The 24,552-nt window shown below is 46.3% G+C and carries 20 protein-coding genes; 12 read left to right on the plus strand and 8 right to left on the minus strand.

The window, feature by feature from the left end; translation table 11 throughout:
* Nucleotides 1-67 precede the first annotated feature (67 nt).
* Together CWE08_RS10530 and CWE08_RS10535 are read right to left on the minus strand one after the other, a co-directional pair.
* A complete protein-coding gene (locus tag CWE08_RS10530) occupies nucleotides 68-1,408 on the minus strand; it encodes a mechanosensitive ion channel family protein (protein WP_126768096.1) in 1,341 nt (446 codons plus the stop codon).
* A 164-nt stretch (nucleotides 1,409-1,572) separates the two neighbouring features.
* Entirely contained in the window at nucleotides 1,573-3,861 is a 2,289-nt protein-coding gene (locus CWE08_RS10535) for a S9 family peptidase (protein ID WP_241973887.1), read from the minus strand.
* Nucleotides 3,862-4,083: 222 nt separating this feature from the next.
* Between CWE08_RS10535 and prlC the strand changes: the two genes are divergently transcribed.
* A complete protein-coding gene (prlC, locus tag CWE08_RS10540) occupies nucleotides 4,084-6,123 on the plus strand; it encodes an oligopeptidase A (RefSeq protein WP_126768099.1) in 2,040 nt (679 codons plus the stop codon).
* A 197-nt stretch (nucleotides 6,124-6,320) separates the two neighbouring features.
* On the opposite strand, the gene CWE08_RS10545 is transcribed toward prlC, so the two are convergent.
* Together CWE08_RS10545 and CWE08_RS10550 are read right to left on the minus strand one after the other, a co-directional pair.
* The gene (locus tag CWE08_RS10545) at nucleotides 6,321-6,578 is read right to left on the minus strand and encodes a DUF2970 domain-containing protein (RefSeq protein ID WP_241973888.1); all 258 of its coding nucleotides are present in this window, start codon (nucleotides 6,576-6,578) and stop codon (nucleotides 6,321-6,323) included.
* Nucleotides 6,579-6,609: 31 nt separating this feature from the next.
* The gene (locus CWE08_RS10550) at nucleotides 6,610-6,903 is read right to left on the minus strand and encodes a hypothetical protein (RefSeq protein ID WP_126768100.1); all 294 of its coding nucleotides are present in this window, start codon (nucleotides 6,901-6,903) and stop codon (nucleotides 6,610-6,612) included.
* Nucleotides 6,904-7,102: 199 nt separating this feature from the next.
* Here CWE08_RS10550 and rpe point away from each other — a divergent pair, with 199 nt between their 5' ends.
* Together rpe and trpS are read left to right on the plus strand one after the other, a co-directional pair.
* Nucleotides 7,103-7,780, plus strand: a complete 678-nt coding sequence (rpe, locus tag CWE08_RS10555) for a ribulose-phosphate 3-epimerase (protein WP_126768102.1) — start codon at nucleotides 7,103-7,105, stop codon at nucleotides 7,778-7,780.
* Between the two features lie 129 nt (nucleotides 7,781-7,909).
* Nucleotides 7,910-8,914, plus strand: a complete 1,005-nt coding sequence (gene trpS / locus CWE08_RS10560) for a tryptophan--tRNA ligase (protein WP_126768104.1) — start codon at nucleotides 7,910-7,912, stop codon at nucleotides 8,912-8,914.
* Between the two features lie 145 nt (nucleotides 8,915-9,059).
* Here trpS and CWE08_RS10565 read toward each other — a convergent pair whose 3' ends face one another.
* Nucleotides 9,060-10,808: a putative bifunctional diguanylate cyclase/phosphodiesterase gene (locus CWE08_RS10565; protein WP_126768105.1), complete on the minus strand. Its 1,749-nt coding sequence runs from the start codon at nucleotides 10,806-10,808 to the stop codon at nucleotides 9,060-9,062.
* Between the two features lie 254 nt (nucleotides 10,809-11,062).
* Between CWE08_RS10565 and CWE08_RS10570 the strand changes: the two genes are divergently transcribed.
* The 6 genes from CWE08_RS10570 to CWE08_RS10595 all read left to right on the plus strand — a co-directional run bounded on the left by CWE08_RS10570 (nucleotide 11,063) and on the right by CWE08_RS10595 (nucleotide 17,549).
* Nucleotides 11,063-12,085, plus strand: a complete 1,023-nt coding sequence (locus CWE08_RS10570; protein ID WP_126768107.1) for a CNNM domain-containing protein — start codon at nucleotides 11,063-11,065, stop codon at nucleotides 12,083-12,085.
* A gap of 102 nt (nucleotides 12,086-12,187) precedes the next feature.
* A complete protein-coding gene (locus CWE08_RS10575; protein ID WP_126768108.1) occupies nucleotides 12,188-12,835 on the plus strand; it encodes an anthranilate synthase component II in 648 nt (215 codons plus the stop codon).
* Nucleotides 12,836-13,209: 374 nt separating this feature from the next.
* A complete protein-coding gene (locus CWE08_RS10580) occupies nucleotides 13,210-14,421 on the plus strand; it encodes an aspartate aminotransferase family protein (RefSeq protein WP_420837085.1) in 1,212 nt (403 codons plus the stop codon).
* A gap of 45 nt (nucleotides 14,422-14,466) precedes the next feature.
* Entirely contained in the window at nucleotides 14,467-15,480 is a 1,014-nt protein-coding gene (astA, locus tag CWE08_RS10585) for an arginine N-succinyltransferase (protein WP_126768112.1), read from the plus strand.
* Between the two features lie 103 nt (nucleotides 15,481-15,583).
* Nucleotides 15,584-17,059, plus strand: coding sequence for a succinylglutamate-semialdehyde dehydrogenase (gene astD, locus CWE08_RS10590; RefSeq protein WP_126768113.1), 1,476 nt, complete (start codon nucleotides 15,584-15,586; stop codon nucleotides 17,057-17,059).
* Nucleotides 17,060-17,147: 88 nt separating this feature from the next.
* Complete coding sequence (locus tag CWE08_RS10595; protein WP_198677158.1) at nucleotides 17,148-17,549, plus strand: OsmC family protein; 402 nt, start codon at nucleotides 17,148-17,150, stop codon at nucleotides 17,547-17,549.
* 140 nt (nucleotides 17,550-17,689) lie between these two features.
* Here CWE08_RS10595 and CWE08_RS10600 read toward each other — a convergent pair whose 3' ends face one another.
* The gene (locus tag CWE08_RS10600) at nucleotides 17,690-18,571 is read right to left on the minus strand and encodes a phosphoribulokinase (protein WP_126768117.1); all 882 of its coding nucleotides are present in this window, start codon (nucleotides 18,569-18,571) and stop codon (nucleotides 17,690-17,692) included.
* Between the two features lie 198 nt (nucleotides 18,572-18,769).
* Nucleotides 18,770-19,018, minus strand: coding sequence for a SlyX family protein (locus CWE08_RS10605; protein ID WP_126768118.1), 249 nt, complete (start codon nucleotides 19,016-19,018; stop codon nucleotides 18,770-18,772).
* Nucleotides 19,019-19,131: 113 nt separating this feature from the next.
* On the opposite strand from CWE08_RS10605, the gene CWE08_RS10610 reads away from it, so the two are divergent.
* Together CWE08_RS10610 and CWE08_RS10615 are read left to right on the plus strand one after the other, a co-directional pair.
* A complete protein-coding gene (locus CWE08_RS10610) occupies nucleotides 19,132-20,127 on the plus strand; it encodes a BamJ family beta-barrel-assembly machinery protein (RefSeq protein ID WP_198677160.1) in 996 nt (331 codons plus the stop codon).
* 170 nt (nucleotides 20,128-20,297) lie between these two features.
* Nucleotides 20,298-22,892: a penicillin acylase family protein gene (locus tag CWE08_RS10615; protein WP_126768121.1), complete on the plus strand. Its 2,595-nt coding sequence runs from the start codon at nucleotides 20,298-20,300 to the stop codon at nucleotides 22,890-22,892.
* Nucleotides 22,893-22,992: 100 nt separating this feature from the next.
* On the opposite strand, the gene rsd is transcribed toward CWE08_RS10615, so the two are convergent.
* Entirely contained in the window at nucleotides 22,993-23,475 is a 483-nt protein-coding gene (gene rsd, locus CWE08_RS10620; RefSeq protein WP_126768123.1) for a sigma D regulator, read from the minus strand.
* Nucleotides 23,476-23,701: 226 nt separating this feature from the next.
* Here rsd and nudC point away from each other — a divergent pair, with 226 nt between their 5' ends.
* The gene (gene nudC / locus CWE08_RS10625) at nucleotides 23,702-24,517 is read left to right on the plus strand and encodes an NAD(+) diphosphatase (protein ID WP_126768124.1); all 816 of its coding nucleotides are present in this window, start codon (nucleotides 23,702-23,704) and stop codon (nucleotides 24,515-24,517) included.
* The last annotated feature ends 35 nt before the right edge of the window (nucleotides 24,518-24,552 follow it).

Raw genomic sequence — 24,552 nt, forward strand, 5'->3', positions numbered from 1 at the left:
TTGGTTCAATCAATTGCCATGAATTCTACCGTTTGCTGCGGTTGAATCCTAATGCTTTGTGAACTTTCTATTTTCTTTCAGCCATGTTCTTTTCTATCGCGTTGTTTTCTTCTGCGAGTTTCTCTTGTAATTGCTGCAAGGCGCGAAAATCAACACTCTTTAAATGTAAATCGCGCTGTGGGAAAGGAATTGTTAAACCGTGCTCTTGGAAGGCTTTCCAAATCGCCACGCGAATGGGTGATTTTACCCGTTCTACACCACTTTCCGGATCACTAATCCAGAACCGAAGTTCCATGGTAATGCCGCTCGGGCCGAACTCCTTCAAAAATACGTTTGGCGCGGGATCGCGCAACACCCGATCGGAAGCGAAAGCGCATGGCAACATAACCTCAATGGCTTTTTCAGGGTCGCAACTATATTCAATATCCACTTGCACAGCCATGCGCACATTCCGGTCGGCATAGCTCCAGTTAATAACGTTTGAGGTAATTAAGTTTTCATTAGGAATCAGAGTATCAACACCGGCACGATTACGTAGCACGATATAACGAGATTTTAGCTCTTGCACCCAGCCAAACTCAGTGCCAATAGTTACCACATCCCCCGGTTTAACCGAGCGATCCATAATAACAATAAAGCCACTGATAAAATTCGCGGCAATTCGCTGCAGGCCAAAACCTAACCCGACACCCAACGCGCCACCAAACACCGCAAAGGTTGATAAATCAACACCTACAGAGCTAAGGACGATAAGTAAGGCGATGGTAATCGCAGCGAATTTCACAAACTTAATTAAGCCAACCCGAGCGCTGGCATTGATGCTTTTGTTTTCTGTTAAGCGCACCTCAACTAGGTGCGATAACCAGCCGGCAATTGTGAGTGCAAGTAAAATTAAAATCGATAGCTTTAAGCCCGATAATAATGAAAGCCGAAATGAGCCGATGGTGGTGCCAACAGAATCTAAAGCTGCCATGGCTTGCGGGAGCAAATCGGTTAAATGCAAGCCAACAACAAGCCAAATCGTTGCTGCGATAAAGTTTTCTGAGGCTTTCAAAAATGCGCCGCCGCGCAAACTTTTGCGTAAAAAGTAAACTATAAATCGGATTGCAGCGAACGAGAGTACGAGTGGCACTACGAGATCAAGTAACAAGGTTTCGTACTGATACGTATTCACCACAAGTTGCCCGAGCCAAAGTACCACTAGCATGCTCGCGGGCCACAAGATGCGTTCTAGTGAGCGAATAGCAAAAAGCCGTAAGCCGCGGCTGTTGTTGCCGCGCTCACCGAGCTTTTGTAAGAGAACTCGCCTAGAGATGAGCGCAGCTAAAATTGATAACAGCAATACAACCCATTCAGAAATAGTTTGCTGATTTAAAAATACTTGGATTTGTTCAAAAATAAGTTCCACCGGCTACAAGCTCCCTTCGATTCTAGCTATTTTGTATCATGAACTATTTACCCAGTATGCGCCAGTTATCCAAACCCGGGGAATGCAACGAAAAAGCCCGAACTTAGGATAGCTCGGGCTCTTTTCAATCTTGCACTTGGGCATGGCTTTTAGTTTCTTTGGCTTTATTCTACCGGTAGGGCTTCCCAAAAGAACTCTGTAACCATAGTGCGTAGGTGTAAGCTTGTGCCTTCACCCTCACGAATGCCATGAGTACGATTAGGGTAGCTCATGAAACGAAACTGCTTGTTGTGCTTGATAAGTTCATCTTGTAAGCGCTCACTACCCTGATAATGCACGTTATCATCGGCGGTACCGTGAACCAGTAACAAGCTACCTTGCAGGTTCGCCGCATGAGTAACCGCGGAGGTTTCCTCGTAACTTTCGGCAGCCTCAGGCAACAAACCAGAATAACGTTCTTGATAAATTGTATCGTATAAACGTAAATCTGGAACCGGCGCTAATGCCACGCCCGCATGGAATTTATCCGGGTAACGGAACAACGCATTCAAGGTTTGCGAACCGCCACCACTGTGGCCCCACATACCCACGCGGTTACCATCAATCCAATCCCAGCGTGCAAGCATCTGATCAAGTGCATCGGCTTGATCGCGCACGGTGATAATACCTAATTGCATGTATATTGAGTGGCGCCATGCTTGCCCTCGCGGTGAGCGTGTGCCGCGGTTATCGATAGAAACCACCACATAGCCTAACTGCGTCATGTAATCGTGCCACAAGTGAGTTTGGCCCAACCAGCGGTCGGCTACTGTTTGCCCCCAAGGTTCACCATAGATAAACATGATGAGTGGGTATTTTTTACTCGGATCAAAATCAGCTGGGCGTTTTACGTAGCCATCCAGCACGAGGCCATCGCGAGCTTCAACTTGGAAAAACTCAACATCGGCTGTAAGTTTTTCCGCCAGAACTTCTTTTAGCTCGCTGTTCATTTCAAGCTCACTCACCACGCTGTGGTCGGGTAAACGCACCATCCGAGTTTCACTTGGAACACCCATGCGGGTTACCGTGTGCAAAGCAAAGCGGCCATCGCGAGATACAGCGTAACCGTGGTAACCCGGCCAATCTTGCGGGGTAATGCGCTCAGCGGGCGTTTCACCGCTTAAATCAACGCGGAATAAATAGCGTTGCAGCGGGTTTTCTGGCGAAGCGATAAACCAGGCATAACCATTGCCTTGTTCATCAGCTACGATTTCTAGCATTTGTACGATATCGTAATCGCCCTCCGTTAACGGTGTTAGGCCATTGCCATCGCGGTCGAAACGATATAAATGGCGGTAACCGGAGCGCTCGCTTTGCCATAAAAAACTTTGGCCATCGCGGAAGAAACGAACATCATCTACCTGCTCAACCCATGCATTACTTTGCTCTGTAATCAGGGAAACCGCTTCACCGGTAGCGCGTTCAGCTAACCAAAATTGCATGTTATTTTGGGCGCGGTTCATGTGCTGAATCATTAGCTCATCGCTGTTGCCCGCCCATTCCATGCGCACAATGTAGTGTTGCCGCGGATCGCCTGGCAATTGCACCCACGTAGTATCACCACCGTTGGCAGAGATAGTACCTACACGCAATTCGGAGTTGGTTTCGCCTACCTTCGGGTAAGGGAATTCAGTGAGGGTAGGATAAAGCTCGCTTACGTTATCAATCATAGTGAACATGGGCACGCCGCTAGTATCGAGCTGCCAGTAAGCAATGTGCTCGCCATCAGGTGACCAACGGAAACCATCGCGTAACGAGAATTCTTCTTCGTTCACCCAATCAAAGGTGCCATTAATAATGGTGCTGCTGCCATCGCTGGTAATTTGGGTAATATCTAAGGATGCTAAATCTTGTACATAAATATTGTTTTGCATTACATAAGCAACGCGGCTACCGGCAGGATCAAACTTGGCAAACTGTAAGGTAGATTCTGGAAAATCAGAACCGAGCTGCACTAAGTGGCCGTTGTCCAAGTTCAACACCCAGTAATCGCCTAAGGTGTGCGTGCGCCAAGAACGCTTCGTGTTGGTGAAAATAAGCAATTGCTTACCATCTTCCGACCATTCGTAATTAGCAATGTACAAAGGTTCCTCTGCACCCTCGGGCTGAAGTTGTGCAGCATGCACTAGCACCGTGCGTTCTCCGGTTTCGGGGTGATAGCGCACAATATCCCGGCCGCCATTTTCAGCTTCTTCCAGTGTGGTGTAGCCGGAACCATCGGCTAACCAACGGGTAGTTGGGAAACTCTTTGCGCTAAACATATCGCTTGCGTAAATATCGGCAAGTGAAAAGGTTGTATCGGCTGGCATTGGGCTTGCTTGCCCGCGTGGTGAGGGGAGGTCCGGGCTGCTCACGCAAGCGCTTAGCAGCATACTCACACTTGCGGCAAAGGCCATTATTTTGGTTGATTTCATGATAGGTTTCCGTTGCTTGTTCGTTATTAAAAAAACCGAACAGTTATTTCAATCGATTGTATCGGTTTTTGCGTAGGAATAAAGCCTAATAAAAGCGTTGAACTCATACTTTGGCCTTGAAACTGAGGCATTACGGCCGCATTAATAGCTTATACAGAAAGCTGTTTGTGCTTTGAATCAGAAGCGCACAGCGATTTCCGAATTGAAGAAAAGGAAACCCAAATGACAATGAATGCAAGCAACCCGCTGCTCGGTGATTTCACTAATCCGCCATTTTCGAAAATAAAAGCAGAACATGTGCGGCCCGCTGTAGAGGCTGGTATTTCTGAATGTCGGCAAGCGATTGAGGCGGTGGTAGGGCAAACGGCGCCAACTTGGGAAACGCTGGTAGCGCCATTGGAGCATGCTGACGATAAACTTACGAAGATTTGGGGGCCAATTTCCCATTTAAATGCGGTAATGAGTGAAGAGGCGTTGCGTGAAGCCCATGATGGTTGCCTCGAATTACTTTCTGAATATTCTACTTGGGTTGGCCAGCACGAAGGGCTTTACCAAGCTTATCAAGCTTTGGCGGCGAGCCCTGAATTTGCCCAGTTAAGTGAAGCACAGCAACGTGTAGTTACAGAAACTATTCGTGATTTTAAACTTTCCGGTGTTGGCCTCGAAGACGCGGCGAAAAAACGCTATGGCGAAATTCAAAATCGGCTTTCACAACTGAGTTCGCAGTTTAGCAACCAAGTACTTGATGCAACAAATAGCTGGTATACGCAGGTAACTGACGAAAACCAACTAGCGGGCTTACCAGAGAGCGCGATTGCCGGTGCGCGCGAAGCTGCTGAAGAAAAAGATCTTAGCGGTTGGGTGTTTACCATGGATATTCCAAGCTACTTGCCGGTTATGATGTATGCCGATAATGGTGAATTACGGCAAACCATGTACGAAGCCTATGTAACCCGAGCCTCAGAGCTAGGGCCTGATGCTGGTAAATTTGATAACACTGAAATCATGCAGGAAATTCTCGTGTTGCGGCATGAATTGGCGCAGCTACTGGATTTTGAGAATTTTGCAGATATGTCGCTGGCTACGAAAATGGCAGATAACGCCGAGCAAGTGGTGAACTTCTTGCAAGATCTCGCCACGCGCTCGCTACCGCAGGCAAAATCAGAGATCGCTGAGATCAGAGCCTTTGCGGAAAAAGAATATGGGTTAACCGAGCTGAACGCTTGGGATATTCCTTATTATGCGGAAAAGTTAAAACAGAGTTCGTACAATATTTCTGATGAGCAACTTCGCCCTTATTTCCCAGAGCACAAAGTAGTACAAGGGCTATTCACGGTGGCAGAGCGCTTGTTTGGCATTAGCATTTCAGAGGCTAAAGCGGAAACTTGGCACCCACAAGTGAAATATTTCGAAATCAAAGATAAGTATGGAGAACTCCGTGCCAGCTTTTATCTTGATCTCTATGCGCGGGCGAAAAAGCGTGGTGGTGCCTGGATGGCCGATTGCGCGGTACGCCGCCGCTTGCCAGATGGCCAACTGCAGCTACCCGTGGCGTATTTAACCTGTAACTTTAACAAACCAGTGGGCGATAAGCCGGCGCTGTTTACTCACGATGAAGTGATCACCTTGTTTCATGAGTTCGGCCACGGCTTGCATCATATGCTCACAAAAATTGATGTAGCAGGTGTTTCCGGGATCAATGGTGTGGCGTGGGATGCGGTAGAGTTACCTAGCCAATTCTTGGAAAACTGGTGTTGGGAACCTGAGGCCTTGGCCTTTATTTCTGGCCATTATGAAACGGGTGAGCCTTTGCCGCAGGATCTGCTAGAACGCATGTTGGCGGCCCGAAATTTCCAAGCGGCTATGCAAATGGTGCGTCAGCTCGAGTTTTCCCTGTTTGATATGCAAATTCACCAAGCTGGCGCCGATGTAGATATTCAAGGCATTCTAGATTCAGTACGAGCGCAAGTTTCGGTGGTTAAACCACCGGCCTACAACCGCTTTCAACATAGTTTTGGGCATATCTTTGCCGGCGGTTATGCGGCGGGTTATTACAGCTATAAATGGGCGGAAGTGCTCTCTGCCGATGCGTTTGCTCGGTTTGAAGAAGAGGGTATTTTTAATGCGGATACGGGCCGAGCCTTTTTAGAAAACATTTTGGAAATGGGTGGCAGTAAAGATGCTATGGCGCTCTTCAAGGCCTTCCGTGGCCGCGAACCTGATATCGCGCCACTTCTTCGGCATTCGGGGATTGCAGCCTAACCCCAAGGTTTCGGGCACAGCGTTTGGGCAGGGCGTAAGTATTGCGAGCTAAGCACTAATGCCCAAACACTAGGGCCCAAACACTGGGGCTAAATATTGCTTCCTAAAATTTCGGCCTAAACCTGAGTGTTTGAGCTGCTTCTTACCACAAAAAAGCCTCAAGGTTCCTTGAGGCTTTTTCTATCCATGGAATAAATTTAACTGGAGAGCCCGATAACCAAGCTCACGATGCCGGCGATACTCAGTACAAAAAGAACAAGAAAAACAACAAAAACAATGATGTAGGGAAGTGGGTTGCCGCTGGAGAAATCACGTTTGCGGTTTGCTTCTGTTTGCACACCAAACATAGCCGCAAGCACGCTAATAATCACTGCCCAAAGCCCAGGCTTATCAGCGTCCGAGCTTTCTGGCTTTTTGCTCATCGGTTTTTGGTGCTCTGAAGGTTCCGAATGCATGTTGTTTCCCTTAGGTAGCCTGTAATTTTTATTAACGGAACAAATGATTCATATGCAAAGAAGTGTGCGAATTCGGCTTTTCGCCTTTATCGCCGAACATGAGTTCAAGTAAATCTAAAAAATGAAATTGTGGTGAACGGCTCTTCCCTGATATCCATTCGATCCAGTTCAGGCTTGCTGCACAATCTAAGCGTTGCAGAACTTGGCGCTCACCGGGAATTACAACATCTATACTGCAATTATTGGCGGGCCGATTTGCTGCTACTTGCCACGACATAATGCCAGCAACGGCGATACCTGCAAGAACAACCGATAATTTAACCATATCAACTTCCTATACTTCTTATTACTAGCCACTTCTTGCTGGTTACTTATTGCTAGCATTTTTTTAACATTTTCAACCCGCGTAATTTATCAGCAAACGGGTAAAAAGGCTAATAAGCTTTTTCAGGTGAATGAATTGCTATGAGTTGGTAAACTAGCGCAACTTAATTTGCATCGCTTACACCGATAAGGAATTGCACATGGCCGAATTTCTCATTGCACCCTCTATTTTATCAGCCAATTTTGCTCGCTTGGGTGACGAGGTTGATTCTGTTCTCGCCGCGGGTGCCGATGTTGTGCATTTTGATGTGATGGATAATCACTTTGTGCCGAATCTTACGATTGGCCCAATGGTGTGCGAGGCGCTGCGCAAACACGGAGTTACCGCACCTATCGATGTGCATTTAATGGTGCATCCGGTAGATGCTCTCGTGCCACAATTTGCAGATGCCGGGGCAAGTATGATTACTTTTCATCCGGAAGCCTCGGTACATATCGATCGCACCTTACAATTGATAAAAGATGCCGGCTGTAAAGCGGGCCTGGTGTTTAACCCTGCAACGCCGCTACATTATCTTGATTACGTTATGGATAAGCTGGATATGATTTTACTGATGTCGGTGAACCCAGGGTTCGGTGGCCAGAGTTTTATTCCTACAACCCTAGATAAACTGCGAGAAGTGCGCAAACGCATTGATGCGAGTGGCCGAGATATTGTGCTTGAAGTTGATGGTGGCGTAAAAGTAGATAATATTCGCGAAATTGCCGATGCCGGTGCGGATATGTTTGTGGCCGGCTCCGCTATTTTTAATCAGCCCGATTATGCTGAAGTGATTAAAAAAATGCGGGCAGAATTAGCTGCTAGCACGCGAGCATAGCTAGCCAATTCTTTAAAATGAATTTTGTTCATTTTAAGAATAAATAAACCTGAATGAAATTCATGTAAGTGTGAGTTTCACCGTATAAAAATTAGAACGCACACATAACGAATAAAAGTAGGTACACAAATGACTAAGCCAGTAGTATTAAGTGGATGCCAGCCTTCTGGGCAATTAACCATCGGGAATTATATGGGAGCATTGCGCCAGTGGGTGAGTATGCAAGATAGCCATAATTGCCACTTTATGCTGGTTGATTTACACGCGATTACCGTGCGCCAAGATCCACAGGCGCTGCGCAACGCCACACTCGATGGCTTGGCTTTGTATATGGCATGTGGGCTTGATCCAGAGCGGAGTACTTTGTTTTTGCAATCCCATGTACCAGAGCATTCACAACTGGCGTGGATCTTAAATTGCTACACGCAAATGGGTGAGCTTAACCGCATGACCCAATACAAAGATAAATCGCAAAAACAAGAATCGAATATGAACGCGGGTTTATTTACTTACCCGGTTTTGATGGCAGCTGATATCTTGCTGTATAACGCCCATGAAGTGCCTGTGGGTAACGATCAGAAGCAGCATTTGGAGCTTGCACGCGATGTGGCCGCCCGTTTCAATAATATTTATGGTGATGTATTCAAAGTTCCTGAGCCATTTATTCCGCAGCATGGCGCGCGCATTATGAGCCTGCAAGATCCAACCAAAAAGATGTCGAAATCAGATGATAACCCGAACAACTATATCGGGTTGTTAGAGGAACCGAAGAAAATTGCGAAAAAGATAAAACGCGCGGTTACCGATTCGGATGAGCAGGCTCGCATTTACTTTAACCCAGAAGAAAAGCCGGGCGTTTCCAACTTGCTCACCTTGCTTTCGGGCGCTACCGGCCGCAGTATCGATTCGTTGGTGCCTGAATATGAAGGCAAAATGTATGGCCATTTAAAAGGTGATGTGGCTGATGCCGTAGTAGCCTTTTTAGAACCCATGCAGCAACGTTTTCAGGAAATTCGCAGCGATGAAGTAATGATGAACGCGGTGCTTGCTAAAGGCGCTCATAAAGCGCGTGAAGTGGCTGCGGATACCGTTCGCCGTGTATACGATGCGGTAGGCTTTGTATTACCGCGCTAAGCACTGACGTAAATTGAAATAGAAAGGCAGCCGGCCTGAAGCTCTCCTGAACCGAGCCTGAAACTAGCCTGAAACTAAAAAGCTGCGCTGCCTTTTATTATCTACTGATTTAGTTACTGAATTAGTTATTGAATTAGTTATTGAATTAGTTACTGGTGAGATATTTCAGCATATCGCCCGCGGGCATTGGCCTCGCATACAAGTAGCCTTGAGCCAAATCGCAACCTAATGATTTTACCAACCTATCTTGCTCGGTGGTTTCTACCCCTTCAACAACTACACTCAAACCGAGGCTGTGCCCCACGGTAATAATGGCTTTCATGATGGCCATATCGCTTTCATTTTCCATAGCATGTACCAGAAAGCTCCGATCAATTTTCAGGCTACACACCGGCAACTTACTGAGATAAACAAGTGAGGAATAGCCAGTACCAAAATCATCGATAGAAATATGTACACCCGCATTTTTCAATTGCTTTAACTGATCAATTTGTAGTTCATCACTGCCGATAACTTCGTTCTCGGTGAGTTCCACACCAAGTTGCGATGTTTTTAAGCCATAAGTGGAAAGGCAGTTCAAAATTTGCTTTGCTAAATTTGGGTTAGTCAGTTGCTTACCCGATAGATTTATATCAATTCTAACCTTTTCCAGTGCAGTACCTTGCCAGTTCACCAGTTGCTGACAAGCCGCCTCAATAATCCAATCGCCAATGCGATTAATTAAGCCTGATTTTTCCGCAATGGGAATAAGAACATCGGGGGAAAGGGGCTCACCATTTCGATCTTGGCAACGAAGGAGTGCCTCGCAAGAGAGAATATGATGATCTTGCAAATCGATTTGTGGTTGAAAATGCAAGAATAGGCCGTCTGCTGCAAGGGCATCGTATAAGATAGCTGAAATATTTTGGTAGTGCTGTAATCGATCATTGATATCGGAAGTATAAAAGCAAAGGCTATTTTTACCTTTTTCTTTGGCTTGATACATGGCGGCATCGGCATTTCCCAATAATTCACCAACGGTGTGGCCATCGTGGGGAAAAATACTAACACCAAAACTAGCAGTTACTTGGTACAACAGCCCATTAATTTTAAAGCCGGCATCTAGCGCTTGGCTGAGGCGTTGGTAAAGCTCGGAAATACCTTCAAAGCTATGATAATCATTTAGCACGAGTACGAACTCATCACCCCCGAAACGGCTTATGAAATCACTGCTGCGGGTTTCTGCTTGCAGGCTGGCGGCAACCGCACGGATAAGCTCATCGCCACGGTGGTGGCCCAAAGTATCATTGATGATTTTAAAGTTATCTAAATCAATAAAAACCACAGCCACTTCGCCGTTCGCTCGGCGTTTGGCTTCTGCAATTCGTGTTGCTAACTCAATTTCCATTAATCGGCGATTAGGCAACTCGGTTAAAGCATCATAATTGGCCATCCAATGCAGTTTATCTTGCGCTTTCTTTTGTTCTTGCAAGCTTATATCGATGCAGAACATTTCGCATTCGCCGGTATCTTGTTTAATCATGACATGGCTGGAAAATACCGGTACAAGATGGCCATCTTTATGCTGTAACTCGAGTTCTTGCGCTGGAATGCTTATGTTGTTATCTAACCAATTTTGATGTGCATTTATTACATGCTCGCGCATGTGAGTGGGAATAATCAAATCTTCTAGTAATTGCTCTTCGGCTTCTTCACGGGTATAGCCATAGATAACCCGGCTGGCATCGTTCCAGTAAATTACTCGGCGCTGCTTATCATAGCCCTGAACCGCAACCATGGGCATGCTCTCAATCAGCTCATAGAATCGCTGTTCGCTTTTTTTCGATGCAGGCGCAGATTTTGTTTGGTTCGATGCGGCGGCATGAGTTGATTTTTTGCCAAGCTGGTTTGGCATTCAACGTGCCTCCTGTGGGCGTTTACAAAAGAAAATTAGTTACTTTGAACTTTTCATACATAAATGAGTATAGAAGTTATGTGAGCGAACGCAAAAATTGTAACCTTGGCGTTTGTGGTATTTTAACAACCAGTGGTGATGAGGCCGATTTAAGGCCTCTTAATCTTTTTTGAAAGCAAATGTATTTTTACATTATTAATTGTAAAATAACAGCAGCCATTTGGGCTGATTATTGAGGTTAGCATTACCTAATCATGAGTTTATTAATCGCGTTTGCATTACTCTCTATTCTTGTTTCATTTATCTGTTCTATTCTTGAGGCGGCACTATTATCAATTACGCCTAGTTTTATTGCGCAGCAAAAAGCCGAACGGCCAAAGCTGTATGAAAAGCTTAAAACCCTGAAAGATAAAATAGATCAGCCGCTTGCAGCTATTCTTACTCTAAATACAGTTGCTCATACCGTTGGTGCAACCGGTGTAGGCGCACAAGTAACGGTTGTTTTTGGCGATGGCTATTTAGGTATAGCTTCAGCGGTGATGACCATTCTAATTTTGGTGTTATCTGAAATCATTCCGAAAACTATTGGCGCACGGTATTGGCCACAATTAGCGCCTATTTTGCCAAGCACTTTGAATGCCATGATCCTTATCTTGAAACCATTTATCTGGCTCTCGGATCAGCTCATGAAAGTATTTGGTGGCGGCCACCATCATCATGATTTGCGCCAAGAAATAAAAGCGCTAACAGTTCTTGGCCGGGAAATGAAAACATTGGATGAAGATGAGCAGCGTGTTATCGCCAATATCCTAGATTTACATGATATCAAAGTGCGCGACATCATGACGCCAAGAACCGTGTGTGAATCGGCGCGCCCCGAGGAAGCGCTAACAGATTTTGCCGAACGCGTGCGAACCGGGCAATTTTCGCGGTATCCCGTGTTAGGCGATAACGAAGAGCCACTGGGTATTATTTTCCGCTACGATATGCTTAACATTACTCATGAAACGGTTGTAGCCGATTTAATGAAACCGGTGAAAGTAATTTCAGAGAAAATCAATGCTGAAGAGCTTATGGCAATGCTTATTCGTGAGCGCCAGCACATGTGCTTAGTATACGATGAATATGGAACTTGGTTGGGTGTGGTAACGATGGAAGATGTGCTGGAAACTATTATTGGCCAGCCTATTATGGATGAAACCGATGATATTCCGAATATGCGCCGTTTTGCGAAACGCCGTTGGGAACATCGATTAAAAAACTTGTCTGATGATTAAGTTCGGCAGTTGGGTTCAACGATTGGCAGGCCGAAATTTTCGTGAAAGCGTGCTTGAGAGTTTTCGCGTTTGGTTGCTGCAAAGTAAAATGGCGCACTAACAATGTTATTAATGCTCGATAATTATGATTCATTCACCCATAACTTGGTGCGTTACTTCGAAGAATTAGGCCAATCGGTAAAAGTGGTACGTAACGATGCGCTTAGTGTGGCGGATATTCGAGCCTTGCAGCCTGCTGCATTGATTATCTCGCCGGGCCCATGCACTCCGAACGAAGCGGGTATTTGTTTATCTGCCATTGAACAGCTAGCCGGAGAGTTACCCATACTTGGTGTGTGTTTGGGGCATCAAGCGATTGGGCAGGTGTTTGGCGCCGAAGTTGTGCGTGCTGAAGAGGTGATGCACGGTAAGCTCTCGCGAGTAGAGCATGGAGGTAGCGCCTTATTTGCCGATATTCCCGAATATTTTAATGTAGTGCGTTACCACTCATTAGTGTTACGCGAGGCCACTATGCCTGAGTGTTTGCAGGTTACAGCAAGAGTTGCTGAGCCTGGAATGAGCCCGGAAATTATGGCTTTGCAACACCGTGAACTGCCGATTTATGGTGTGCAATTTCATCCTGAATCGGTGCTTAGCCAGTTTGGCCATCAAGTACTCATGAATTTTTGTAAACTACTGCCTGATTTAACCCCGGCCCAACTGCAAATTCTTGAAAATGCTGAGCGTGAAACCTTACCTACCATTCTGTAGTTGTTGAAATAGGGGGTATTTAACCCCTGATTTAGTGGTGTTCATAAAATATTTCACATTTAAACCACAGAATAACTATTAGTAATAATTCACCCATAGCTCTGAATCTTCTGCGCAAGATGATACTACTTTGCATACTTATGCGGCTTATTCGCAAAACTAATTTTTAATCGAAAAATCCTTTCTCCGTAGGCCCTTGCAGGCACAGACATTTGCCCCTGAACATGCCATAATAGGAAGCATATGCACTTGTCTGTACAAGTAAGAACACAAGTAAGAACACAAGTAAGAACACAAGTAAGAACACAAGTAAGAAATAAATGAAAAGTAAGGCCTAATCGCTGTTAAAGGAGAGATTCTGAATGTCTGATGCTATGCCAGTTACCCGCGCCCTGTTTGATGAAGTGATGGTGCCAAACTATAACCCAGCAGCAATTATTCCTGTGCGCGGCGAAGGCTCGCGTGTGTGGGATCAAGATAATCGTGAATATATCGATTTTGCCGGCGGTATTGCCGTAAGCTGTTTAGGCCATTGCCATCCAGCGATGGTGAATGCGCTTACTGAACAAGCCAATAAACTGTGGCACCTAAGTAACGTACTAACCAATGAGCCCGCATTGCGCTTAGCCAAAAAGCTTACCGATGCCACCTTCGCTGAGCGGGTTTATTATGCAAACTCAGGTGCTGAAGCCAACGAAGCTGCGCTTAAACTTGCGCGCCGTTATGCGCTCGACACCTACGGTGAGCAGAAACAAGAAATTATCGCCTTTCATAAAGGTTTCCACGGCCGCACCTTCTTTACCGTTACTGTGGGAGGCCAAGCAGCTTACTCAGATGGCTTTGGACCGAAGCCAGGTGGTGTGCAACACGTAGAATTTAATAACCTGGAAAGCTTGGCCGCCGTGATGTCGGATAAAACCTGTGCGGTGATGATTGAGCCGTTACAAGGTGAAGGTGGCGTGGTTCCGGGCACGAAAGAATTCTTAAAAGGTGTGCGTGAGCTCTGTGATAAGCACAATGCGGTACTTATTTTTGATGAAGTGCAGAGTGGCTTTGGCCGCACCGGCACCCTATATGCTTATGAGCAAACAGGTATCACTCCCGATATTCTAACTACAGCAAAAGCACTAGGTGGCGGTTTCCCAATTGGCGCCATGCTTACTACTGCGGAAATCGCTGCACATTTGAAGCCGGGTACCCATGGTAGTACTTATGGTGGAAACCCATTGGGCTGTGCTGTAGCCGAAGCTGTAATGGCTGTGGTGAACACCAAAGAAGTGCTTGATGGTGTGAAAGAGCGTGAGCAATGGTTCCGCGCGGCCTTAGAAAAAATTAACGAAAAATACGATGTGTTTGCAGAAATTCGTGGCCAAGGCTTGCTGTTAGGTGCCGCTCTAAATGATAAATACAAAGGCAAAGCCCGTGAGTTTTTAGTAGCAGGTGCAGAAGCTGGCGTAATGGTACTTGTGGCGGGTATGGACGTGATTCGCTTTACACCTTCGCTGGTGATTCCAGAAACTGACATTGCGCAGGGTATGGCTCGTTTTGAGGAAGCCGTAGCGAAAGTGGTTGCAGCCAATAGCTAAAACGCGATGGTGCAATTACAAGTGAACGAAATTTAAGGATTATTTATGTTGGTGATTCGGCCAATCGCTGAAGGCGATTACGAGGCTCTACACAGCTGTGCCGTGGAATCAGGCCATGGGTTCACCTCGCTGCCGGTTGATGAAACGCTCTTGCGTAGCCGCATTCAGCGTGCTCAAGAAGCCTTCGCAAAAAGCTCGGTTGTAGAACCGGGTGAAGAAGGGTATTTGTTTGTAATGGAAGACACGCAAAATGGCGACATTGTGGGTGTGAGTGGCATTGAAGCGGCGGTAGGCTTGAGTAGCGCGTTTTATCATTATCACTTGGGTAGAGTGGTACACCATTCGCCGAAGCACAATATCTATAACGCGCTGCAAACGCTCACCTTGTGTAACGATTACACCGGGGTAAGTGAGTTGTGCACGCTATTTCTGCGTGAGCCCTACCGTAAAAATCGGAACGGCCGGGTGCTTTCAAAGTTTCGTTTGCTTTTTATGGCTCAGTTTCAGGAACGTTTTGCTAAGCAGGTAATTGCTGAAATGCGGGGTGTTTCCGATGAAGCTGGACGTTCGCCGTTTTGGGCTTGGCTCGAGCGCCACTTCTTTACCATGGATTTCCCGAGTGCGGATTACCTTACCGGTGTGGGTGAAAAAACCTTTATCGCAGAATTAATGCCGCGTTTCCCGATTTACGTGAATATGCTGGATAAAGCCGCCCAAGAAGTAGTGGGTAAAGTGCATGGCAATACCCTGCCTGCGCTGAAACTGCTGCAATCGGAAGGGTTCCGGTATCGGGGCTACGTTGATATTTTTGATGCAGGCCCAACCGTAGAGGCCGAGGTGAGCCAGCTTCGCTCAGTGCGTAACAGCCGATTATTAAGAGTGCAGGTGGGGCAGCCTGAAGTAAGTGAAACCATGCTGATATGTAATACCCAAGTGGCTAATTTTCGCGCTTGCCAAGCCGATGTTACCTGTTGTGGTGATCACGTAATACTTACGCAAGCGCAAGCTGATGCACTTAAAGTATCTGAAGATGAGCAAGTGCGCCTTGTTTCGCTCTAAAGGCACTCTAATGGCTCTTTAGAGACGCTTTAGAGGCACTTCAAAAGCAATTAAGATGAATAACCTTCGAAAAACTTTTCGAGGAAAGCAGAGAGGATGTGAAATGAGCTCTACTGAAAAATCTTTATGGATTAATGGCGAATGGGTTGCGGGTGAAGGTGTGGAGATGATTTCCACCGACCCGGCAAAAAACGAAACAGTTTGGCGTGGCCGTGCCGCCAGCACGAGCCAAGTTGATGCCGCCATGAAAGCTGCGCGTGCAGCGTTTCCAGCTTGGTCGCGGAAAAGTTTTGCCGAACGTTTGGCGATTGCCAAGCGCTTTTCTGAATTACTGGAAGAGAACAAAGAGCGTTTGGCCTTAGTTATCGCAAAAGATACCGGTAAACCATTGTGGGAAACGCGCACAGAAATTGGCGCTATGGTAGGCAAAGTTGCAATCTCTGAGCGTGCTTATCATGAGCGCACGGGCACGGTAGAAAACCCAATGCCGGGCGCAAAAGCGTTTATTCGCCATAAGCCGCATGGTGTGGTGGCGGTGTTTGGCCCGTATAATTTTCCTGGCCACTTACCTAACGGCCATATTGTTCCGGCCTTGCTTGCTGGCAATGTTGTGGTGTTCAAACCCAGCGAACTCACCCCATACTTTGCTGAAGAAACCGTGAAGTTATGGGAAGAGGCGGGCTTACCTGCCGGGGTGTTGAACTTGGTGCAGGGTTTCGTAGAAACAGGTAAAGCCCTTACCTCGCACCCAGAAATGGATGGTTTGTTCTTCACCGGCTCTTCTACAACTGGCAAGCTGCTGCATGATCAGTTTGGTGGCCGCCCAGATAAAATTTTAGCGCTAGAAATGGGGGGCAATAACGCCCTTATCGTGAAAGGTGTTGAAGATATTGATGCTGCGGTTCACAACTTGGTGCAATCAGCTTTTATTACCAGTGGCCAACGCTGCACTTGTTCACGCCGCATCTTTATTGAGAACAGCGAAAATGGCGATGCTATTTTAGCGCGCTTCATTGAGGTAGCCGGGCAGATTCAAGTAGGTGATTACGATGCCGAAGAGCAGCCGTTTATGGGTGCTATGATCTCGGCAAAAGCTGCATCAGGTATGGTTGCAGCGCAAGAGCAATTATTAGAAGCTGGCGCGAAATCATTACTAAAAATGGCGCAGCCGGATACTCAGAAAGGTTTTGTAACACCAGGTATTTTAGATGTCACAGCCATCAACGAAATGCCTGATGAAGAGCACTTTGGCCCCTTGGTAAAAGTATATCGATACAACGATTTCGATGCGGCAATCGCAGAAGCAAATAATACCCGCTTTGGCTTATCGGCCGGCTTACTTGCCGATGAACGCGGTGATTGGGATCATTTCTTTACCCATATTCGGGCAGGCATTGTGAATTGGAATAAGCCCATCACAGGTGCGAGCAGTGCAGCGCCTTTTGGTGGTATTGGTGAAAGTGGCAATCATCGGCCAAGCGCTTATTATGCAGCCGATTACTGTGCTTATCCGGTAGCCTCGGTAGAAGCCGAAAAGGTTGATTTACCTGAATCGTTAAATCCAGGTTTGCGGTTCTAAATGAACCGTTAAAACGCTACTGAATTGTTTAACTGTAAAATATTCACGTAAAGGATAAATGATGGCGAACAGCACTAGGAAAAACAGCATGCATGCGCAAGTTGAATGGCAGCAAGGTATGCAATTTAAAGCCACATCAGGTAGCGGCCATGCCGTAACGATGGACGGCGATAAAACCAATGGTGCAAGCCCAATGGAAATGGTGCTCATGGCAGCAGGAAGCTGCTCGTCGGTTGATGTGGTGAGTATTCTAGAAAAAGCAAAACAAAGCTTTGAGCGTTGCGAAGTGGCGATTGAAGGTAAGCGCGCGGATTCTGTGCCCGCTGTATTTACGGATATTCACATGCATTTTATAGTGTATGGAACCGAGGTAGCGCCGAAGCATGTTGAGCGTGCAGTGAAATTAAGCGCTGAAAAATATTGCTCGGTATCCATAATGCTGGGTGCTAGTGTAAATATTACTCACAGCTTTGAGATTGTGGCCGTGTAGTTCTTGGCTTGGCTCTTGGCTCGGCCTCTTGGTTTGGCTATTGGCTCGGGGCTCAATCGTCGTTACCGGCACAGTTTGTTGCCGGTGTTTACCAGCAAAAGGGGCATAACCAGTAAAAAGCACGTGAGACGGTTCGCTTATTAGGCGCCGCTCAGTGCTTTTTTCTGCTTCGCTAACAAGCGTTCTATTAACGGGGTTAAAATCAACTCCATAGCTAATCCCATTTTACCACCAGGCACTACTAGGGTGTTTATACGCGACATAAAAGCCCCATCAATCATTTGTAAATAATAGGGGAAATCGGCATCCGTTATTCCTCGGAATCGAATAACCACAAAGCTTTCATCCATTGAGGGGATATCTTTCGCGCTGAAAGGGTTCGAGGTATCAACCGTGGGTACGCGCTGAAAATTAATATGAGTTCGTGAAAATTGCGGCACGATATGGTGAATATAATCGTCCATACTGCGGATAATACTTTGTGCAACAGATTCACGGGAATGCCCTCGCTCTGAGGTGTCGCGAATAATTTTTTGAATCCATTCCAGGTTTACAATCGGCACCATGCCAATCATTAAATCAACATGTTTGGCTACATCGTAATCTTCACCCGCAACAGCACCGTGTAAGCCTTCGTAGAATAGTAAATCAGTATCTTTCGGTAATTTTTCCCACGGGGTAAAGGTGCCGGGCATTTGGTTGTAAGGAACCGCATCATCAAAACTATGCAGATAGCGGCGATAATCGCCATTGCCAGATTCGCCGTAAGTATTAAAAAGTTTTTCTAAGGCTTGTAAATCATTTGCTTCTGGGCCGAAATAACTAATATGCTTGCCTTGTTCTTGCGCTTTTCGAATAGCAACATCCATTTCGGGCCGCGTGTAACGATGAAAGCTATCACCCTCAACAAAGGCTGCATTTACTCGTAGCGAACGGAAAATATGGCGAACCGCTTGGCTTGTTGTAGTGGTTCCCGAGCCGGATGAGCCGGTTACAGCAATGATTGGATGACGTACTGACATGAAACTTCCTCTTCTAATTTTGTGGTGAATGGCAGTTAGGCATTCCACTCCGAAATACATTTTCGTTAATCGCTTATTAACGTAGCTATTTAACGCAGCTATTTACCACAACTATTTAGCACAGCTATTTACCACACCTATTTACCACACCTATTTCCCACACCTATTTACCGCAGCTATCACTGTACTGATTTGCAATTAATAATGCGGTGGCCTTTCATCACTTTCGGTTTGATCTTGGTTTTCGGGAATTTGTTGTAAGCGTTCAGCTACGAGCACCAAATGCTTTTGTAAACGATGTAATTCTTGGCTTTGAGCGGTAACTAATTCATTAAGTTCACTAATCGTATCTTCTTGAAATGCGAGCTGGCTCTCAAGATCATCAATGCGCTTTTCTAACCCAGCGTAATCATTATTTTGCGGCGTTTCAGCTGGAAAATCTGTCATTCTTTCGATACCCCATAGTCATGCATGGTTGTTTCCGTATATGATAGTGTACTTATCGCGTGCGCATACTTTACCGCGTTCGGCGTTGAATCTATATGATAGCGGAGAAATGCATGAAGTTAATGATTAAATTCTTTTCGGTTGTAACCTTAGCGGTTGCCCTAGTGGCCTGTGGTGGCCAAGCGCCGGAAGAGGTGAACCTAAGTGATGAGCAAGATTTACGTTCTTACGCGGTTGGCGCGGCATCTTTGCGCGAAGCACAACAGCTTATTGATAACGTATTAGAAGAATTCCCCGATCTTGATAACGCTGAAAAGCAAAATATCATGGTAATCGGCTTTATTGATTTATTACATTTAAGCCCACGTGCTGAAATGGAGCGTTTCCAGTTCGAATTAGAAAACCGTGGCATTACTGAAGAGAACATGCTTTCTGATTTACCTGAAATTATGGAATACACCCCAGCTGAAGATGATGAAGTAGGGGAGATGTTATATACCCTAGGCGCTTACATGGGTGTGCAAGTACTCACTATCCATGATTTACTTCTTGATCAAGAGAAAGGCTTAACGGGCGCGGCAGTTATTGCTGGCTTCTCTGATTCAGTGGCAGGTGAAAGCCGCTTAACGGATGAAGAAATTGATGAGCAATGGGAAATTATTCGCGATACCTTAACGCAAACAAGCGAAAATGCGGATGAACCAATGTCGGAAAACCTTGCGATTGGTGTGCGTTTTCAGCAACAAAATGCTGCCCGTGAAGGGGTGATGGTTACTGATTCTGGTTTGCAGTACGAAGTTTTGCGGGAAGGTGATGGTGAGCGCCCAACTGCGCAAGATCGTGTAGAGGTTCATTATCAAGGTTCGTTAATTTCTGGTGAGATCTTTGATAGTTCATACGACCGGGGTGAAACCACAACTTTTCCTTTGAATCGGGTTATTCCGGGTTGGACCGAGGGCTTACAGCTAATGCAGGTAGGCGCTAAATATCGCTTCGTTATTCCGGCTGAGCTTGCCTATGGTGCCTCGGAGCGGGCAGATGGCTTAATTCAGCCCTATTCAACACTTATCTTTGAAGTAGAGCTGTTGAGCATCAACCCAGAAGAATAAGTATCATCATAAAGAATCTATGTACATAAAGGCTTCCATTTGGAAGCCTTTGTTTTATCTGCACTTCCAAAACTGGTTTGACCTTTTTCTTGTTCACGTTAATACTGAAGTGAGCCGCTTACTTCGCGTGGGCAGGCTCTAAAAATAATGACAATAACAAGGATACTACGATGTCTAACTTAGTTTTCACCGCACGCCGTGCCTTAAATGGGCGTGGTGGGCTGCGTGTAAGTGTACTCGCTGTTGCATGTACGCTCGCGCTAACAGGTTGTTTGGATTCTTCTTCCAGCAGCGAACCAACAGTAGTGCCGCCACCAAGTGCAACTACGCCGCCGCCAGTTCCACCCTACCCCGATGTAGCAAGTGATTATGAATTCCCTGCGGTAACCAGTTATGCGCCTGGCGAAGTGAGTGCTGAAATTCGCCGCACTGATTTTGGTATACCTTACATTACTTCCGATAGTTTAGAGGGTATCGCTTACGGAACGGCTTATGCCTTTGCGGAAGATAACATTTGCGTATTGGCAGATCAGATTGTGCGGTTCAACTCACAACGCGCTGCTTATTTTGGTCCCGATGCCGTATTAGGCTCTGGTGATAGTGGTAATGTTATCAACGATTTCACCTATAAAGCTTTGGGCATTCGCGCCTTAGCCGAAGAAAATGTTGGTAACCTAAGTACGCAGAGCCAAGCTTTGTTACAAGGTTATGCTGCGGGCTACAATAAATACTTGAGTGATACAGGGGTTGAGAACATTGCACCGCCATGTGCTGGTGGCGCTTGGGTTCGGCCAATCACTAATGTAGATATGCTTACTTATGCGTTAGGTGTGGCCTTGTTACCCGGTGCTGCAAACTTCTTGCAACCGCTGTTTATTGCTGCGCCTCCAGGCGAAGATTTCACACCTACGCCAACCGCCGGCGCAAACTTCGCTTCTAAGTTTGATGCTTCTACGGTTTCCATGCCAGATATCAACCCTTCTGAGCTGGGTTCAAACGGCTGGGCTCTGGGTAGTGAGATGACAGCGAGCGGCCAAGGCATGCTCTTGGCAAATCCGCACTTTCCCCATGTTGGGAATCAGCGTTTTTGGCGCTTTGGCATCGAGATTCCGGGAGAAATGAAAGTTGTTGGTGGCTCGTTATCGGGTATGCCAGGTGTAGTAAATATTGGCTATAACGAAAATGTGGCATGGACTCACACCTTTTCAACTGCAGAACGGTTTATTGTGTATCAACTGGAGCTTGATCCGAATGATGCCAGTGGCCTCACTTACTTAGTAGATGGCGAGCCACAACAGATAGAGCCAGAAACCTACCAAATTCAGGTTGCTACTGGCCCTGATTCTTCCATTACGCTGGAAAAAACCTTTTATCACAGTTCATTTGGCCCGTTAATGACGATTCCAGGTGCTTTCGAGTGGGGAATGGATCTGGTTGGCACTACATCGGCTTTTGCGTTGCATGATGCCAATTTACCGAATTGGGATATCTTAGATCATTGGTTAGGCTTGAATTTAGCCTCAGATATTGATGAAGTTGAATCACTTTTCGGCAAATATACGGGGTTGATTTTCAATAATGCAATGGTTGTGGATAAAGATGGTGATGCCTTCTTTACTGATGGTTCTTCGGTGCCTGATTTGCGCCCGGAAGTGCTCGAAACCATTCGCACAAGCCTACCGTTGTTGGCTATTCGCGGGCAAGCACCCTTTACCTTGGTGCCCGGGAATAGTGAGATCTTTCGGCCGTTAGGAAAGGTTCCGAATGAACGTGCGCCGCGTTTGCGCCGCAATGATTTCGTTCAGAACTCTAACAATAGCTTTTGGTTAACGAATCCAGATGCGCCAATTGTTAGCAATGATGAGTTTGATTACTTGTTATTTGGCCCAGTGAATGACCAACAAACTCTGCGCTCACGTATGGGCCAGAAAAAGTTGCTGGAATCGAGTGGCATTACCTTGCTTGAGCTAGAAGAAACACTGCTGAGTAATCGCGCCTTTTTAGGCGAAGAATTACTTCCAAGTTTACTGGCTGCTTGTGGTGCCCAGGGCGCAACACCGGTAGCCGTAGGTGAGGCCAGTGTTGATGTTTCTGAAGCCTGCGCTGCGCTGGCGATGTGGGATGGCCGCATGGATAAAGATAGTGTGGGTGCCGTGGTATTCCGTGAGTTTGCGGAAAAATTCAGCCGCAACCCTACATGGGCAATTCCATACAACTATCAACAGCCACTTACCACGCCTACTGGTTTGGGTAACAATGAAGCGGCTATGCGTTTGTTGGCACAAGCTGTGCAAACCGTTGAGCAAGCTGGCTTTAGTGTAATGGACCCATTAGGTGATGTGCAGTTTGTTGAGCGCAGCTTACCAAACGGTGTGGCCAGTGGTAATCGGTTGCCTTGGGGCGGTGCAAACAATATTGAAGGTGGCTTTAACGTATTCCGTTCGCAAGGCGCGGATGATGGCACATTGTTACCGCGCCATCGTTATCCTAGCTTGCCAGGTACTCAACTTGCGCCAGAAGGTTACCATATCACCAGTGGTTCAAGCTGGATGTTTGTGATGGAGTTTACGGAAGAGGGGCCTGTTGGCCGCGGGTTATTAACCTACTCACAATCTTCTGATATTCGTTCACCACACTATATCGATCAAACAGAGTTATATTCTGATATGCCGCAGTTGGCTCCAATCTGGTTCCAACGGGAAGACATCGAAGCGAATACCATTTCCGTACTAAATATTGGTGCGGAAGATTCTGGTGATCGATAAGAAGGATTTGCGCGCAACGTTTGTGCGCAAATTTCAGCAAGTATAAAACGCAAACGGCTTCCCTTGGGAAGCCGTTTTTTTAAATAAATCGAAACTGAGCTTATTCTTCTGTACCAATTACTTCGTGCTCTTCCAGCAGAGCAATTAGCTTATCTTCTAGTTCTAATCGGTTTTGCAATGCTTCACCAAGATTCGATAAATCGTAGGTGAATTTAGGGAGTGAATCGGTATCGGTTACTTCGGCATAGGTATCGTGAAAACTTAAAGCTACTTCCGTAGTGTCACTAATAAGCGGAAACACCTTTTTCCCTAAGGCTAAGGTAGATTGGTTGTGGGCACTGGCCTCTTCTAAAATGTGATCATAAAGCTCGAAATGCCCTGCAGATACGTAATCCACCAGTACTTCGCAAAACTCGCGAATATCATTAGCGGCTGGTAGCTGCCCAGTTTTGCTGTTGTATGGTGGCAGGCCTGCTAATTTACAATAACGCACTAATAGATCTTGGCGTTCATCTAACCAGCGATCCAACGCTTGATGTAACCCAGCCCATTGTTCTTTTGCTGCTTGATTTCGGCTTAACATGCTAACTCCTTGAATGCGTGCAGCGGCCACTGCACGAAGTTACACTTTACTGCGAGAATTTAATGAAAATCAAATTTATTGATAAAACTTTACAGGTGGGGATTGGGGTTCGTTCGTATTTTGCGTAATATTTGCTTTACCATAGGGCTACCGCGAGTATGCTTAGCACCCAGGATATCCGCAATTAGGCGCCACATAGCCTACCGATGAACTAAAAGGAAACACCATGATTCAGCCCGATATTGTTCCCCAAATTAATGAAAGTGTTTGGTGGTTCATTGTTTCTGGTAATCAAATTCTAGTGGCTGAAAATCCCAACGCGGATGCGATTCCTTTTTTGCCTAGCCATGAAGTGCCGGGTGCTGAGGTTGAGTACACGGCGAAAATTGGTGATTACCGCGGTAAGCCCGCGTTTATGCTCATGCAGAAGCAACCTGAATTAAGGTTGCATGGCTATGCATGGCAACCGTTACGAAATACCCTCGGGCGCTCTGATGCGGAGCTATTTGCACTTGGTGGGCGCGCTTGCCAAATTCAACATTTCTTAACCACACATCAATTTTGTGGCAAATGCGGTAGCCATACAGTGCAAGATAGAGATGAGCTAGCGGTTATCTGCCCGGAGTGCGAGTTCCAGTGTTATCCGCGAATTTCACCTTGCATTATTGTAGCTATCTATCGTGATGATGAAATTTTACTAGCCCGAGGCGTGCGCCATCCAGAAGGGTTGTATTCTGTGCTCGCTGGCTTTGTTGAAAGTGGCGAATCACTGGAAGAGTGTTTGCATCGGGAAGTGAAGGAAGAGGCGGGCATTGAGGTTACTGATTTACGGTATATCGCTAGCCAAACTTGGCCTTTCCCGCATTCGCTCATGGCAGGTTTTACGGCGCGTTACGCAGGCGGTGAATTGCGGCTCGATCCAAGCGAACTGATTGCCGGAGATTGGTTTAAACTCGATAATTTACCGAAAATACCACCGCCGGGCACCATAGCTGGAAAATTGATCGCTAAGGTAATAGCTGACGTTAAAGCGCATGGCTGATAGAATTGGCGGATTGAAAATTAAGGAATACGAGA

It is taken from the genome of Aliidiomarina iranensis (assembly GCF_003987135.1).
Classification (GTDB): Bacteria; Pseudomonadota; Gammaproteobacteria; order Enterobacterales; family Alteromonadaceae; genus Aliidiomarina; species Aliidiomarina iranensis.